Below are 15,231 nucleotides of genomic sequence, written 5' to 3' on the forward strand. Positions count from 1 at the left end.
ACGTGACAGCCACCGAAACATGTTCTGCCTCCGCCACGTACTCAACGCCCTTTCGGCCGGGTCGGCATGATTGCCTTCCCGGCTTAATGCGTCAGCATAGCAATGCGCCGAGCACAAGCACGCAGCACCCAGCGATTCGTCTACGCCACGCCTAGACGGCTCGTCGGCTCGCAATGCTATGTGAGACAATATGAAACGGATGCTGATTAACGCAACCCAGCCAGAAGAGCTGCGGGTTGCGCTGGTAGACGGGCAACGCCTTTACGATTTAGACATCGAATCTGGCGCTCGAGAACAGAAGAAAGCCAATATTTACCGGGGCAAAATCACCCGGGTAGAACCTTCCCTTGAAGCCGCTTTTGTTGATTTTGGCGCCGAACGCCATGGTTTCCTGCCACTAAAAGAAATTTCCCGCGAATATTTTATCAAAGATGTGTCTGGTCGCCCTAGCATCAAAGAGGTGCTGAAAGAGGGCCAGGAAGTCATCGTCCAAGTTGATAAAGAAGAGCGTGGCAATAAAGGGGCAGCACTGACTACCTTTATTAGCTTAGCGGGCCGCTTTCTTGTTCTGATGCCGAACAATCCCCGTGCAGGTGGTATTTCACGCCGCATTGAAGGTGATGACCGCAGCCAGCTGAAAGATGCCATGGGCCAACTGACAGTGCCAGACAAAATGGGCCTGATCGTTCGCACCGCCGGTATCGGCCGTAGCCCAGAAGAGCTGCAGTGGGACTTGGATTACCTTGTCCAAGTGTGGGAGTCCATTACCACTGAAGCTGGCAAGCGCTCAGCCCCATTCCTGATTTACCGCGAATCTAATGTCATTATCCGCGCCATGCGCGATTACCTGCGCCAAGACATTGGCGAGGTGTTAATTGACAGCCCCGAGATTCATGCAGAAGCGCTGGGCTTTATTCGTCAGGTAATGCCCTCTTATCAGCAGAAAATTAAACTTTACGCCGATGAAGTCCCTCTTTTCTCGCGCTTCCAAATTGAGTCGCAGATCGAAACTGCTTACCAGCGCGAAGTAAAGCTTCCCTCTGGTGGCTCTATTGTTATCGATCATACCGAAGCGCTAGTCTCGATTGATATCAACTCTGCCCGGGCCACACGCGGCAGCGATATTGAAGAAACCGCGCTGCAAACCAACTCTGAAGCAGCCGATGAGATTGCGCGACAGTTGCGCCTGCGTGATATCGGTGGTCTCGTGGTTATCGACTTTATCGATATGGGCCCTGCGCGCAATCAGCGTGAGGTTGAAAACCGCATGCGCGATGCCCTGAAGCTGGATCGTGCACGCGTTCAGATTGGTCGGATTTCTCGCTTTGGCTTGATGGAAATGTCACGCCAGCGGCTGCGCCCCTCGCTAGGCGAAACCAGCGGCGTTGTTTGTCCGCGCTGTAACGGCCAAGGCACTATTCGTGATGTTCGCTCGCTTTCGCTCTCTATCATGCGCCTGATCGAAGAAGAAGCCATGAAAGAGCGCAGCGCACAAATCCGCGCCATTCTTCCAGTACCTGTCGCCACCTACTTGCTGAATGAAAAGCGCAGCGTTCTGGCAGACATCGAATCACGTCAAGGCGTACGCGTAGTTCTCCTGCCGAATCCCGAGATGGATACGCCGCATTACGACGTTCAGCGACTGCGTGATGACCACCTAGACGATGATGAAAGCCTGACGTTATCCAGCTTCGAGCTTTCGACTGATACTGAAGTAGGCAAAGAACCCGATCCTAGCTTCACTCCGCCCGCCATGCGCGCTGAAGCAGCGGTTAAAAGCGTTGTACATAATGCACCCGCGCCCGCCTCTCTTCAGACTGAAGAAAAGGCAGAGAGAGCTGCCAAAGCAGATAAAGCCGTTACAGCGACTCCCACCGTCACTGAAGAGCAACCCAGTGTGATTGGCCGCTTTATCAGAGGCTTTGCCAAACTGCTAGGCGGTGAAGATACCAGCACGAGCCAGCCCGAACCGGAAGCTCCTGTTGCCCGCAAGCAGCCTGAGAGAACGAGCAAAAATCGCTCACAGCGCAGCGAAAGCAAGCCAAAGCCTGCCCGTGAACGTGGCGAAAGCGCCAGCAGAAACGAGCAGCGCAGTCAGCAGCAATCGAGCAATCAACAGCCGAGTAACCAGCAGCCTAGCCAACCGCGCAACGCTGATAATAACGACGACGCTAACGATAAACGTAGCGGTCCTAGTCGTACTCGCAACCGTCGACGCCACCCTCAGCAAGATGAGGCCAAGCTCCAGGACAATGATCAAAAGAGCAGTCGTCAAAAAGAGCAGCAGACAAACCTAGCGACTAAAGAGTCATCTAAAGATGAGGCGGCTAAACCTACTGCTCAACCAGAAAATCGTCGCGATAAACCACGTGATGCCAAACCGAAAAACGAAGCTGCCCGTGAGCCCGCATCACAAACGGACGACAAACAGGATGACGGCAAGCCGAAACGCACGCGTAACAATCCGCGCAACCGCACGCGTAAACAGGCCGTTAATCCTCAAGCCGAAGCGGAACAGCTGAAACTGCAAGCCGCAGCGGCTGAAGCTCCTTCTGCAGACGCTCCTTCTGCAGACGCTCCTTCTGCAGACGCTCCTTCTGCTGAAGCTGCTGTTGAATCACCGGCGGTAGAAGCGCCTGCTGTTGAAGTGAACAGCAGTAAAGCAACGCCGGCCAGCCCCTCTTTACAAGATGAGGCCAGCACAGCTGCCACACCAAGCGTTGAAGTAGCCACTGAAGCGCCTGAACCAGCTGTAGAGGAATCAGCAGCTGCCGATGGAACAACGGCTGAGCGCCCTGCCGAAAAGGCGGAGAAAGCACGCAAGGCTACGCGCCAGCGTCGCCAACCTCAGCAAGCGGCAGAGAAAGCGGAACCTGAAGCAGAGGAAGGTGTAGAGAAAAGCGCTGAGGCCAAACCTCAACAGCCAACTGATGACGCAACTGCTGCTCAAGAAGCGCCCCAAGAGGCGGCTAGCGGTTCGTCTGAGCTCGTGAAAGCTGATGCAGGAGTAGAGCTGGAGGAAGGGAGCACTTCAAACGTGAAAGAGTTTGATACCGCCAACAGCGAATCAGTAAGCTCACGTGACGAAGAAACTGCAAAAGAGACTGACAAGCCCCAGCAGTCGCTATCTCAAGCTGCTGAGCCTCAAGAACCTTCTGAGTCTCAAAAACCTGTATCTCAAGAACTTGTGCGTCAGGAACCTGTATTGTCTCAAGAACCTCAGGAGACGGCACAAGAGACATCCGCAGACGCCGACACACATGCAGAAGCGCCGAAAGCTGCTGAGACTACTGAGACTGCTGAGACTGCTGAGACTGTCGACAGTGACGCTAACACTCAGACACCGTCGCAAAGCGTAGCAGCTAGCATTGAAGCAAGCTCACCAGAGTTTGCTGAGCAGCCGGAAGCATCTTCTTTAGACAGCGACGCAGTGAGCAATACAACTGCTTCAGACACGAGCGCTGCTTCAGAAACCGCGAATGACAGCGCTGCTGCTCAAGAAAGCACAGAGCAGCCTACATTGGCGACTAATGAAGAGGTTCAAACGCCTTCACCAGAGGCCCCCGTTGAAACAGTGGCACCTGAAGAAGCAAAGCAAGCGCCTGCGGCTTCTCCCCAAGACGAGGCACCTAAGCCACGCCGCCGCCGTCGTGCTCATAACGATCCTCGTGAACTGCGTAAACAAGCACAGAACACGACTAATGAGTGATCGCTAGCACTCGACACTAGCACTAAAAAACCCCGCTAAGCGGGGTTTTTTTATGCTTGTACCAAGCGTGGCTCAGGCTCTAACTCAACACCAAATTGGTCATAGACCTGGTGGGCAATATGCTCTGCAAACTGCAGTAGCTCGCACCGATCGCCACCGCCAAAATGCACAAGCACCAAGGCCTGCCGCGCGTGAACACCGAAAGCCCCTTGCCGAACCCCTTTCAACCCACACTGATCAATCAACCACCCCGCTGCCAGTTTGGATTGACCGTTAATCTGCGGAAAATATGGCATGCTAGGGTATGCCTGTAACAAGCGTGATAACTGATCGCTGTTAACTAGCGGGTTTTTAAAGAAGCTACCCGCATTTGCGAGCACCTGAGGGTCCGGTAGTTTTTCCTGACGAATAGCACACACTGCTTGAGCCACCGCCAAGCAATTCGCCGAAGCGGCTACCCGGGCAGCTAAATCTCCATAACCCAGTCTTGGTAGCGGCGTTTTTGATAGCCGAAGCGCCAACTGAGTAATGACGACTTTATCCGCTAGCGATTTTTTGAAGATGCTATCTCGGTAACCAAATTGGCAAGCATCGGCGCTTAACCAACGTACACTACCCGACGCCAACTCTACTACCTGCACCCCTACCAGAACGTCTTTAAGCTCGACACCGTATGCACCAATGTTCTGTACCGGTGCTGCGCCGCAATCACCAGGAATCAGCGCTAAGTTTTCAATACCCCACAGGCCGCGAGCCGCTAGCGTCATGACTAACGAATGCCAATTAACGCCTGCTCCCACATGAGCAACAACAGACTCTCCGCAACTCTCTAGCCACCACTGCTGCATAGCAGGCCGAATCGTAATGCCTTTCAGCTTAGCGGGAAGCAGCACATTACTGCCACCTCCCAAGAGCGTAATGTGCCACTGCTTAGCAACGGCTTCACGCACCACATGCTGGAGTGCACTTAGCGTTTTAGGGGCAACATACCGCTCCGCCTGACAGGGTAAACGCAGCGTGTTCGCAGAGGTTAAATCGACTGACTGGCAACGACTAAGCAAATCATTATTACCTCTTTCACAACTCGTCATTTCTCAGCCCGTCATTTCTCAGCTGGGCAATTAGCCCTGTAGAAGCCGCCTCAATTAGATTCAGGACATGTTCAAAGCCCTCATCACCACCGTAATAAGGGTCGGGCACTTCAGCATCTGGCATATCGGCAAAATCTAGCAAGAGCCCCACATGGGCACGACTGGTACTCGGCTGTAGCGCTCGCATTGCCTTGAGGTTGTCGCGATCCATGCCTAGCACATAGTCGAATTCAAGAAAGTCACTGGCGCTTAGCTGACGAGCGCGCAAATGACTAATATCGATACCACGCTGCAAAGCAGCTGCCTGGGCACGGCTGTCTGGCGCTTTTCCAACATGCCAGCTACCTACACCACAAGAGTCAACGTTGATATGACGACTTAAGCCAGCCTCTTCAACAGCGTGCCAAAAGACGCCTTCGGCCGTTGGCGAACGACAAATATTGCCCAAACAGACAAATAGGACGCGCTTCATTCGCTTCCACCTTCACTTTCACTCGCCAGAAGCGCTCTCACCCTGGCTAAGTCTTCCGGCGTATCCACACCAGGAGGATTGATAGTGCTGGCTAGCGCAACTTGAATGGCATAGCCATGCTGTAGCGCACGCAGCTGTTCTAGCTGCTCCAACTGCTCAAGGCTCGACGGCGCCAGCTCACGATAAGCGGCAAGGAAACTGGCACGGTAGGCGTATATACCAATATGACGCAACCACGCATCGGTGGCTAAAAGCGCGGGCTGGACTTTAAATTGCTCTCGATCCCAAGGAATGGGAGCACGAGAAAAGTACAGAGCACGCCCCTGCAAGGAGCGAACAACTTTGACGACGTTAGCGTTAAATAACGTTTCAACATCAGTAATAGGCTCAGCAAGCGTCGCAATGGCCGCTTCTCGATCTTCGGCTAAACGCATCGCCACTTGGTCAATTAAGGCCGGGGGGATAAGCGGCTCATCGCCTTGCACATTCACCACTAAAGTGTCGTCGCTTAGCCCGAGCTGCTCTGCCACTTCGGCCAGCCGGTCCGTACCAGAAGGATGATCCGCGCGAGTCATAACGACATCCGCACCGTAGGGCAACATCGCATCACGTATACGAGGATCGTCAGTGGCTACCACGACACGACTTGCTTGGCTTTGACAGGCTCTTCGCCAGACATGGGCAACCATAGGCTCACCCGCGATATCCAGCAGTGGCTTACCCGGCAAGCGGGACGAGCCAAAACGCGCGGGAACAACGGCAATAAATTCGGTCTTAGCGACTGACATTACACCTCTCCGGTACGACCAGGCGAGATAGGTAGCTTTTCATCGGCATCCATCGCGCGCGCCTCTTCAGGAAGCATCACAGGGATGCCTGCTTGAATAGGGTACGCCAAACCGTCGTAGTGGCAGCAAAGTTCCTGGGCTTCACGATTATACTTGAGCTTGCCATTGCAAAGCGGGCAAACCAGCATTGCCAGTAGTTCTTTATCCATCGGTGTATCCCTTTTCAGAAAGCGCTGACAATTTAGCTGCCAGCCAGTGTTCAAACTCTGGCGGAAGCACGGCTTCTACCTCTAGCACCCAGCTATCGGGTGGCGCTAACGCTTGGCACTTCACTGCGTCTTTGGCGGTCATTACAACGGGGCGCTGATGACTAAAACGGAAAGTCTGGTCATCAAAACGCTGATGATCTGCTAGCGGATGCATCTCGCCTTCCACCCCTAAACTTCGCAGCGTATTAAAAAAACGCTCAGGATGGCCAATACCCGCCACAGCATTCACAGGTAGCGTAAATGGCAGAGGGGTAAGTGGCATACGCTGACCATCCTGCACTCGGCGCCAGCTGAGCGGCGCTAGTCGCATCGCCACTCCCTCTCTAGGCAGAGGGCGGCGCTGCTCACCATTAATAATCACAGCATCAACTTGAGCTAATCTACTGGGTGATTCTCTCAGCGGCCCAGCAGGTAAGCAGCGCCCATTTCCTAGCCCCCTAGCTCCATCAACAACAACCAATTCAATATCACGTCCTAACGCCAGATGCTGTAACCCATCATCACTGACAATAATGTCGCACCCACTATCAACCAGGGCTTGAACGCCTCTTGGACGGCGCGGATCAGCTACGACCGGGCAGCCCGTTTGTTGCGCCAACATTAATGGCTCATCGCCGCTTTGCGCAGGGTCAGTGATTGCAGTTACCCGTAACGGATAGTGCGATGCTTTACCACCATAACCACGGGTAATAATACCTGGCGACCACCCCTGCTTCCTCAGCCAGTCGACCAGCCACGCCACTAGCGGCGACTTGCCGGTTCCACCAAGAGTGATATTACCCACCACGATAACGGGTACGGATGCTTTAACAGCTAGCTTTTTACCAGCGTGATAGTGAGAGCTACGGCGCGCCATAAGATAACGGTATAAAGCACCCAACGGATACAGCGGCGTTAGCCATCGGCTCCCCTGGTAAGCCGCCTTAAGCCAGCGTTGTTCCAGGCTCATTCACTCTCCTGAAACTGAAGCTGATGCAGCGCCGCATAGGCACCTCCCGCTTCTAGCAACGCTTGGTGGGTACCCTGCTCAATAATGCGCCCTTGATCCATCACCAAAATACGGTCAGCCCGTTCAATGGTGGATAGACGGTGGGCAATGACCAATGTGGTACGCCCTTCACACACATGCTCCAGCGCTTTCTGGATATAGCGCTCGGACTCGGTATCCAGTGCCGATGTCGCTTCGTCCAAGATAAGAATAGGTGCATCTTTAAAAATCGCCCGAGCGATTGCTAAGCGCTGGCGCTGCCCTCCGGATAACATCACACCGTTTTCACCCACTACCGTGGCATAGCCCTGAGGCAGTTTTTCAATAAACTCACTGGCGTACGCCGCCTGAGCGGCCGCTTCAATGGCGGCTGGGTCTGGGTTGGTAACGCCATAGCCAATATTGTCAGCAATGGTTGCATTAAACAGCGTGACTTGTTGCGATACTAACGCAATTTGCTGACGCAAAGGGCCCAACGCATAATCATCGGCATTTACCCCATCAATCACAATGCGCCCTTCACTAGGACGATAAAAACGCGGCAGCAGGCTGACCAATGTTGATTTACCGCTACCAGAGCGCCCAACAATCGCCACTAGCTCACCAGGGGCAACACTAATATTAATATCGTGCAATACATTAGGCTGGTCATCAGCGTAGCGGAAACTGACATTATCAATCACCACGCTGCCTGTAAGCTGACGGGGAATTGTCTTCCCTTCATCCTGCTCAGGGGTCAAATCAAGCAAGCCAAATAGCTCCGAAGCCGCCGCAATGCCTTTTTGAATCTCACTATTCACTTCTGTGAGCTGGCGCACCGGCTTGATCATTAGCGCTGCTGCGGTAATAAAGGCAACAAACTCCCCCGGCGTCATGTTTTCCATAAGCGCAGGCGCCATGGCAAGCCAAACCAGAATAGCCATGGAAATCGCTACCAGCATCAAGATCACTGGTGAACTCACAGCACGCGTCATCGCCTCTTTCATACTCTGACGGCGATTTTCTTCGCTTACCCGTTCAAAACGTTGTTTTTCATACTCTTCAGCACCATGCGTGCGCACGACGCGATAGCCGGAGAGCGCTTCAGAAGCGACATGAGTAACGTCTCCCATGGAGTGCTGAATACGCTTGGAGATACGCCTAAAACGTTTGCTGGCATAGCTCACCACAACAGCAATCACCGGCGTTACGCCCAGAAATAGCAGCGTTAGCATCCAGTTGGTCCAAAACAGATAACCGATCAGCCCGATAACGAACAGACCTTCACGCAGAATAATAGTGACCGCTTTCGTGGCAGCACCTGCGACCTGCTCTACGTGATACGTTACTCGAGATACCAAATGGCCACTGGAATGGTGGTCGAAGAAACGCCCAGGCAAATGTAGCAAATGCGCAAACACATCGCAGCGCAGCGTGTGAATCACATAACGTCCGACATAAGACATAAAGTAGGTGCTTAAAAATGTCCCCAACCCACGCGAAGCGAACATAATCACCACAAACAGTGGGAGCAGTAAACGAAAGGTAGCATCAGGGTTTTGAATGCCATCAATCAGCTGCTTCATCATTTCAGCTAGTGCCGTACTAGAGGCGGCATAAATAATAAAACCGACGATCGCTAACGCGAATGCGCGCCAGTGAGGTTTGACGTAAGTTAATAATCGCTTGTAGAGAACCCAACCTGAATCAGTCACACGCGCTCCCGGCCATAGTGTGCAGTTGCGAGAATTCTACCTTATGGTGACGCGCATCAACACCGCTTACGAACGCCCTGTTGCTTTCGCATGGGAATGATCTGAATTGGCTGAGTCGCTGTGAGGCTAAATTCGAGAGCGCCATCCTGGGCGGTACTCCATAAGCAGCTCTGTTGTTGTCGAAAGCGGCGCACTACCGCGTCGACCGGATGGTTAAAGGGATTATCTTTCCCAGCACTAAAAATGACATGCCGAGGACGACTTACTTGAACGAACTGAACACCCGAACTTGTATTGCTTCCATGATGCCCAGCCACTAACACGCCAATCGGCGTAATAACATTCGCTAAGATTCTTCTTTCAACGTCCTTACCAACGTCACCGGTAATCAACAAACGCTGCCCACCCGCGCTTATTTGAAGTACACAGGAGCGATCATTTGAGGAGAGCACGTTCTCCCCTTTTGGGGGCCATAGTATCTGATAGTCAATGCCATCACGTCGCCACTGCTGCCCTTGAACACACTCTGTACTCGCAACAGGCAGAAGATCTCCACTGGGAACCCACCATTGCGTTACTTGATGGTCTTTTAAAAGCGCACTAATCCCTCCCGCATGATCGGTATCAGCATGGCTGACAATAACGTGGTCGAACGATTGGCCTGGGGGCCAAAGGGTTTGCAGCGGCATAAACCCACTGCGAAAGCGAGGTCCTGTGTCGTATAGCAATCGATAGTTGGCGCTACGTAATTCAATCAGTTGGCCTTGCCCGACATCATAAACAATGACACGCAGCTCACCTTGGTTAAACTGTTCGTCCGCTGACCACCACGGAAAGCTTAATAGCAGTAATGTCGCACTAACACGCAACCATCCTGGGACATTGGGAAGCCCCCAACACAGCGACATCAATAACAGTGCACCTACTAGCGGAAACATCAGTATTGACGGTGGCTGCAAAAGCGGTGCCCACTGCACGGCGATGACGAGTAACTGATGAAAAACCTGCAGTGCCTGCTCAAAACACCACCACACAAAAAGCCCTATTCCAGGCAGTGGCGACAGCACCCACCCCAATAGCGCACTAGGCACCATCACGGAGCTTACCCAAGGTACAGCAACAAGATTAATCAGCGGGGCCGCAGGGGCTACTCTTCCAAAAGCCAATAGCACTGCAGCCGCCATCAGCGGTGCAATGAGTAGTTGAGAACGCAGTAGCGCCCAGCACCACCCTTTTAGACCCTGTGGGCGGGGGCGGCCTTGCCAAATAATAATCAACCAGCCTACCGCAATAAACGATAGCCACAGACCAGGCCTCCACAGTGCAAGAGGATCAACCACTAACACTATCCCGAGCGCAAGCCACCAAGCTTGCCAAGCTCCTGGCGCATGGCGCCCGCTAAGCACCCACAAGCCTAACAGCGTCATGATCATGGCGCGCATGGCAGGAGGTGCTAGTCCGGCTAACATGGCGTACCCCACAGCCGCCACCCCTGCTAACCACCAGGGCCAAGCACGCAGACGCCAATTGGTGGGCGTTATCAGCCTGGCAGTAAAACGTGCCAACAACAGCACAAATGAAGCGACAAGCCCAACATGCAACCCAGAAATGACCACTAAATGCGTCGTACCCGTTGCATTGAGCAAGGTCCAATCATCTTGGGTCAACTGCTCACTATCTCCCAGCGTTAGCGCCGCAAGCCAGCGCCGGGTTCGCTCTTGCAACGGCTGGCTAGCCAGCGTCGCCATTGCTCGCTGACGAAGTGTCGGCGCAGCCCCCGACAGGCGTTCGGGCGTAGGCTCCTGGCGCACATAGCCCGTCGCATGTATGCCTTCACGCCATAACCATTGCTGAAAATCAAATGTATTTGGATTAGAAAAGCCACTGGGCGGGCGGAGCCGCAGCGTCATCCGCCAGCGCTCACCAACGAGGTAGCGCTGGTTGCCATAGGCACTTACTCGCACGCTACGCAGTGCGCTACAACTTGGCAGTCCCTCGGGAGAGCGGCAAGATTCCACTGCCAAGCGCACTCGTGACGACTCCGCTTGCGTTTGAACATTGATTACTCGGGCCTCCAGAGTGACATCCTCTCCACTGAGCCCAGGTGGCAAACGGTGCCCCCACTCCTGCTGCACGCTGATAAAAACCCAGCTTGAAATAACCAGCCAAATTAATAGGCTACGCCGATATACAACCAAGCAAAGCAGCACCACAAGCACACCTGGCAACAAAACCTGCAGGTGCGCCTCGGGGCCGCTGATCCACGCCGCTAGTGCCCCCATCAATACTGCCAAGGCAGCCGGTAGTGCAGCGCCTAGTTGCATATCCCCTCCTTGGAACTGGGTCATTCATACCCACGCCATAGCCGAAGCACGCTGCTATATGGATAATAGGATGTACCAATCGAAAGAGTACCTGACATGCCGCGCCGTTTCCTGCAGCGCTACATGCCCAAACCCGACACATTAAGGCGACAGCGCTCACTACGCTTTATTGCGCCGTTAATTGCGGACCCCGGGTTATGGCTTTTAACACGTCGAAGCGTTGCAAACGCATTCAGCGTGGGGCTTTTTTGCGCCATGCTGCCTATACCGTTTCAAATGGTAGTTGCAGCACTGGGGGCAAAATTTAGCCGTTGTAACTTGGCACTTTCGGTAGGGTTGGTGTGGATTACCAATCCACTTACCATGCCGGTTATTTTTTATTTTAATTATCGAATTGGCACGTTTCTGTTAGAAGCACCAGTGAGAGAGGCACCATCGCGTATATCCACGCGCTGGATTGCAGAACAAATGCACGACATCCTGCCACCGCTAATGCTTGGATCGTTAATTTCTGCCTTACTATCAGCCATGCTTGCCAATATCGTCATACGGCTAATTTGGCGCTGGCATGTTTCCCATCACTGGAAGCGCCGCCGCCTGAAGAGACGGCAGCGCCGGGCTTGTATTGAATCAGAGTTCGACGACTAACCCCCTAGGGTATTAGTCGCTGTTCTGCTCAATTAACCGCCCACTATCCAGCCTTAATACCCGATCCTGATGGGCAGCCAAACTGACATCATGAGTCACAATAACAAACGCGCAGGCACTCTCTTTAGCCAATTCATCCATAAGCGCTAAAATGGTACCTGCCGTGGTTTGATCAAGATTCCCGGTTGGCTCATCCATTAGCACAAGACGGGGATCTGTCACTAATGCACGGGCAATGGCCACCCGCTGACGCTCCCCTCCCGAAAGTTCGCCCGGTTTATGATCTGCTCGCGCTTTCATGCCCACTCGTTCGAGCAACTGCATAGCCCGCTGCTCCGCTGCCTTCTTAGACTGGCCACGAATAATTAACGGCAGCGCGGCGTTCTCTAGCGCAGTGAACTCAGCTAGCAAGTGATGAAACTGATAGACAAAGCCGATATAGCGGTTCCGAAAACGGCCTAATGCCGCTTCGTTAAGACCGGCTAACGGCTCACCAGCAATCACTACGCTACCAGCGCTAGGCCGATCAAGCCCTCCCAGCAGGTTTAACAGCGTTGTTTTACCCGAGCCTGAGCTCCCTACAATGGCAACACGCTCTCCAGCATGTACCTTAAGCTCAAGCTGATCTAATACGGTAAGATCTTGAGGGCCTTCGCTATATACCCGTGTCAGGCTGTTACATTCCAACATAACTGTGGTTGAGTGCTGGGTACTTGAGGTCATCGTTACTTCCTTATTCATAACGCAGTACATCGGCAGGCTGAACCCGAGCGGCCCGCCAAGCGGGATAAAGCGTCGAGAGGAAGGTCAGACCAAAGGCAGCGATGACAATATCACGCACATCACCCCACTGCAGTTGAGAGGGCAAGTCACTAATAAAGTAAACCCCGGCATCCAAGAACTGAATACCGAAAGTTGTTTCAAACCAACTGATCAAATCAGAGACAGTCAGTGCCAGGAGAACACCCACAGTAACGCCAATCGCAATACCTATCAGACCGATGGTGAGCCCTTGCACGATAAAAATCCCCATGATCGAACGTGGGGTGGCGCCTATGGTGCGTAAAATGGCAATATCCGCTCGCTTATCGGTCACTACCATCACTAGCGTAGACACTATATTAAATGCGGCAACGGCAATAATGACCGTAAGCAGCAGTGCAATCATGCGCTTTTCCATCTGAATCGCTTGAAATAGACTGCCATGGGAAGCAGTCCAATCCGTACCGCGGTACCCTGCGCCAAGTTCGTTAACAATCGCTTGCGTTTCACTGCCAGCCACGAACAGGTCATCTAGCTCCAGCCGTAGGCCACCCACCGCGTCGCCCAAGCGCGCTAACGTTTGCATATCTTCAATATTGGCATAGGCCAGATTAGCGTCTAAATCAGCGCCTACACTAAAGATACCGCTAACAGTGAATCGCTTGAGTCTTGGAAAAACCCCTGCGGGTGTAATCGATGCCTCTGGAACAAGTAGCGTGACGCGATCACCTACCCCAACGCCCAAGCGGCGTGCCAGCATAGACCCCAGCACTACGTGCCACTCACCAGGCACCAGATCAGAAAGCTGACCTTGGCGCATATGCTCACCAATAATCGACACTTGATCTTCCCAGTCTGGGTGAATGCCATTCACCATAGCGCCTTGGTTTCTGCCACCCGCTGAAAACATACCTTGCTGTTCAACATAGGGCGCTGCACCAATAACTCGCTCTCGCTCAACAAGCTGCTCTGCTAACGCCTGCCACTCAACTAACCCTGCTTGTGATTCAATTTTAGTGTGAGGCACCATGCCCAAAATTCGAGTACGCAGCTCGTGATCAAAACCATTCATCACCGACAGCACAAGTATCAGCACTGCCACGCCAAGCATTAACCCCAGCATTGAAGTTAGCGAAATAAATGAAATAAAGTGGTTCCGGCGTTTAGCGCGCACGTAGCGCAGCCCCACCAGAAAAGGCAAACGATCAAGCATGGCATCATTCCTTAGTAATAAGCGTCCATGGTACGGTTTTTTTAGCATGGGTGCATGTACGAACGCTGCGTTAGAGTAACAAGTCTGCCTAGCGTTCCCTCAAGCACGGTAACGCTTGCATGTTGCTAAGCGAGCCCCTAAATTGCGCCCATTCTGCTTGTCTTTAGGGCAAGGATTTTTTCGACTATTAAGAGCATTCGTGACGTTGGCTAACAAGACTTACCGTTTATTGCCCGAGTGGTCCCCCCAAGACGGCTTGCAACTGACTTGGCCCCGCCCAGACGGCGACTGGGCACCGCTGTTATCGCGCATCGAAGCAACACTTGAGCGTATCGTGATTGCCACGACACGCTATCAGCGCGTGTTAATCAGCGTTCCTGATGACACCACCCAGCATCGCTTGGCTGCGACGTTTGAGGCCTATGGCATTGCCCAACAACAACTGATGCTCATTGTCGCTCCCACGGATGACACTTGGGCCCGAGACCATGGGCCGATCACCGTGGTGGACGAAACGCAGCAGCCACTCATGCTGGATTACACGTTTACTGGCTGGGGCGGTAAATTTCCTGCCGAGCATGACAATCGCCTCACTCAGTGGCTGAACGATGCAGGGGTGTGGACCTGCCCCATCGCTCCACGCAGCATGGTGCTAGAAGGCGGCGCGATTGAAACCGACGGAGAGGGCACGCTGCTAACCACTGAAGCCTGCTTACTGAACCCCAACCGCAATCCGTCACTTTCGCGTACGGATGTTGAAGCCCAGTTAGCGGAAGATTTTGGCGTCGATCGAGTCCTATGGCTAGCCAATGGGCATCTTGAAGGTGACGATACTGACAGTCATGTTGATACGCTCGCGCGCTTTTGCAATCCCTCTACCATTGCGTATGTCCGCTGCGACGACCCGACTGATCCTCACTATCCAGCGCTAAACGCAATGGAGCAAGAGCTCATGGCGTTTCGCCAGCGCAACGGCGAGCCCTACCAGTTAATCGCCTTGCCGTGGCCACAGGCCTGCTTTGATCCTGAAGATGGTCATCGCCTCCCGGCTACCTATGCGAATTTTTTAATTATCAATAATGCCGTACTGGTGCCCACTTACGGCGATCCCGCCGACCTGGTCGCGCTGCAAGCGTTGAGTATTGCCTTTCCAGAACACACCCTGATTCCTATCGAGTGTAATAGCGTCATTCGCCAGCATGGCAGCCTTCACTGCTTAACCATGCAGCTACCGAAAGGCACCCTTGCCCCTGCGCTTAGTCAATCCTAAGGA

Annotated in this window: 12 protein-coding genes; 3 read left to right on the top strand and 9 right to left on the bottom strand. The window is 53.3% G+C overall.

From position 1 onward, the window contains the following. The first annotated feature begins 190 nt into the window (after positions 1–190). Complete coding sequence (gene rne, locus INT21_RS12605; protein WP_193085307.1) at positions 191–3,709, top strand: ribonuclease E; 3,519 nt, start codon at positions 191–193, stop codon at positions 3,707–3,709. A 50-nt stretch (positions 3,710–3,759) separates the two neighbouring features. Here rne and murB read toward each other — a convergent pair whose 3' ends face one another. Genes murB through INT21_RS12640 form a run of 7 tightly spaced genes read right to left on the bottom strand, consistent with a single transcriptional unit; the run spans position 3,760 to position 11,335 of the window. Further along, positions 3,760–4,800, bottom strand: a complete 1,041-nt coding sequence (gene murB, locus INT21_RS12610) for a UDP-N-acetylmuramate dehydrogenase (protein ID WP_193061322.1) — start codon at positions 4,798–4,800, stop codon at positions 3,760–3,762. Beyond that, the gene (locus INT21_RS12615) at positions 4,787–5,272 is read right to left on the bottom strand and encodes a low molecular weight protein-tyrosine-phosphatase (protein ID WP_193061321.1); all 486 of its coding nucleotides are present in this window, start codon (positions 5,270–5,272) and stop codon (positions 4,787–4,789) included. Before INT21_RS12615 ends, murB begins: the two co-directional genes overlap by 14 nt. Beyond that, positions 5,269–6,060: a 3-deoxy-manno-octulosonate cytidylyltransferase gene (gene kdsB / locus INT21_RS12620; RefSeq protein ID WP_089037746.1), complete on the bottom strand. Its 792-nt coding sequence runs from the start codon at positions 6,058–6,060 to the stop codon at positions 5,269–5,271. The genes INT21_RS12615 and kdsB overlap by 4 nt, the downstream gene beginning before the upstream one ends. Continuing rightward, positions 6,060–6,269 (bottom strand): Trm112 family protein, encoded by a 210-nt coding sequence (locus INT21_RS12625; RefSeq protein WP_089037745.1) that lies wholly within the window; start codon positions 6,267–6,269, stop codon positions 6,060–6,062. The genes kdsB and INT21_RS12625 overlap by 1 nt, the downstream gene beginning before the upstream one ends. Beyond that, positions 6,262–7,278: a tetraacyldisaccharide 4'-kinase gene (gene lpxK / locus INT21_RS12630; RefSeq protein ID WP_193061320.1), complete on the bottom strand. Its 1,017-nt coding sequence runs from the start codon at positions 7,276–7,278 to the stop codon at positions 6,262–6,264. The genes INT21_RS12625 and lpxK overlap by 8 nt, the downstream gene beginning before the upstream one ends. Then, positions 7,275–9,011 carry a lipid A export permease/ATP-binding protein MsbA gene (gene msbA / locus INT21_RS12635; protein WP_193061319.1) on the bottom strand — a complete coding sequence of 579 codons (1,737 nt, stop codon included), beginning with the start codon at positions 9,009–9,011 and terminating at the stop codon, positions 7,275–7,277. Before msbA ends, lpxK begins: the two co-directional genes overlap by 4 nt. Before the next feature lie 56 nt (positions 9,012–9,067). Beyond that, positions 9,068–11,335: a DNA internalization-related competence protein ComEC/Rec2 gene (locus INT21_RS12640; RefSeq protein WP_193061318.1), complete on the bottom strand. Its 2,268-nt coding sequence runs from the start codon at positions 11,333–11,335 to the stop codon at positions 9,068–9,070. Between the two features lie 96 nt (positions 11,336–11,431). Between INT21_RS12640 and INT21_RS12645 the strand changes: the two genes are divergently transcribed. Continuing rightward, entirely contained in the window at positions 11,432–11,983 is a 552-nt protein-coding gene (locus INT21_RS12645) for a DUF2062 domain-containing protein (RefSeq protein WP_193085308.1), read from the top strand. A 12-nt stretch (positions 11,984–11,995) separates the two neighbouring features. Here the strand turns inward: INT21_RS12645 and INT21_RS12650 are convergent, their stop codons facing one another. Continuing rightward, positions 11,996–12,706, bottom strand: coding sequence for an ABC transporter ATP-binding protein (locus INT21_RS12650; RefSeq protein WP_193061316.1), 711 nt, complete (start codon positions 12,704–12,706; stop codon positions 11,996–11,998). 10 nt (positions 12,707–12,716) lie between these two features. Next, positions 12,717–13,958: a lipoprotein-releasing ABC transporter permease subunit gene (locus INT21_RS12655; protein ID WP_089037739.1), complete on the bottom strand. Its 1,242-nt coding sequence runs from the start codon at positions 13,956–13,958 to the stop codon at positions 12,717–12,719. Positions 13,959–14,157: 199 nt separating this feature from the next. On the opposite strand from INT21_RS12655, the gene INT21_RS12660 reads away from it, so the two are divergent. Next, positions 14,158–15,228: an agmatine deiminase family protein gene (locus tag INT21_RS12660; RefSeq protein WP_193061315.1), complete on the top strand. Its 1,071-nt coding sequence runs from the start codon at positions 14,158–14,160 to the stop codon at positions 15,226–15,228. Positions 15,229–15,231: the final 3 nt, after the last annotated feature.

Source organism: Halomonas sp. 3F2F (genome assembly GCF_014897805.1).
In the GTDB taxonomy this organism is placed as follows: domain Bacteria; phylum Pseudomonadota; class Gammaproteobacteria; order Pseudomonadales; family Halomonadaceae; genus Vreelandella.

Excerpts from the sequence above, each read along its gene's own strand:
- rne (WP_193085307.1), top strand. The coding sequence starts at position 191 with ATGAAACGGATGCTGATTAACGCAACCCAGCCAGAAGAGCTGCGGGTT.
- murB (WP_193061322.1), bottom strand. The coding sequence starts at position 4,800 with ATGACGAGTTGTGAAAGAGGTAATAATGATTTGCTTAGTCGTTGCCAG.
- INT21_RS12615 (WP_193061321.1), bottom strand. The coding sequence starts at position 5,272 with ATGAAGCGCGTCCTATTTGTCTGTTTGGGCAATATTTGTCGTTCGCCA.
- kdsB (WP_089037746.1), bottom strand. The coding sequence starts at position 6,060 with ATGTCAGTCGCTAAGACCGAATTTATTGCCGTTGTTCCCGCGCGTTTT.
- INT21_RS12625 (WP_089037745.1), bottom strand. The coding sequence starts at position 6,269 with ATGGATAAAGAACTACTGGCAATGCTGGTTTGCCCGCTTTGCAATGGC.
- lpxK (WP_193061320.1), bottom strand. The coding sequence starts at position 7,278 with ATGAGCCTGGAACAACGCTGGCTTAAGGCGGCTTACCAGGGGAGCCGA.
- INT21_RS12640 (WP_193061318.1), bottom strand. The coding sequence starts at position 11,335 with ATGCAACTAGGCGCTGCACTACCGGCTGCCTTGGCAGTATTGATGGGG.
- INT21_RS12645 (WP_193085308.1), top strand. The coding sequence starts at position 11,432 with ATGCCGCGCCGTTTCCTGCAGCGCTACATGCCCAAACCCGACACATTA.
- INT21_RS12650 (WP_193061316.1), bottom strand. The coding sequence starts at position 12,706 with ATGACCTCAAGTACCCAGCACTCAACCACAGTTATGTTGGAATGTAAC.
- INT21_RS12655 (WP_089037739.1), bottom strand. The coding sequence starts at position 13,958 with ATGCTTGATCGTTTGCCTTTTCTGGTGGGGCTGCGCTACGTGCGCGCT.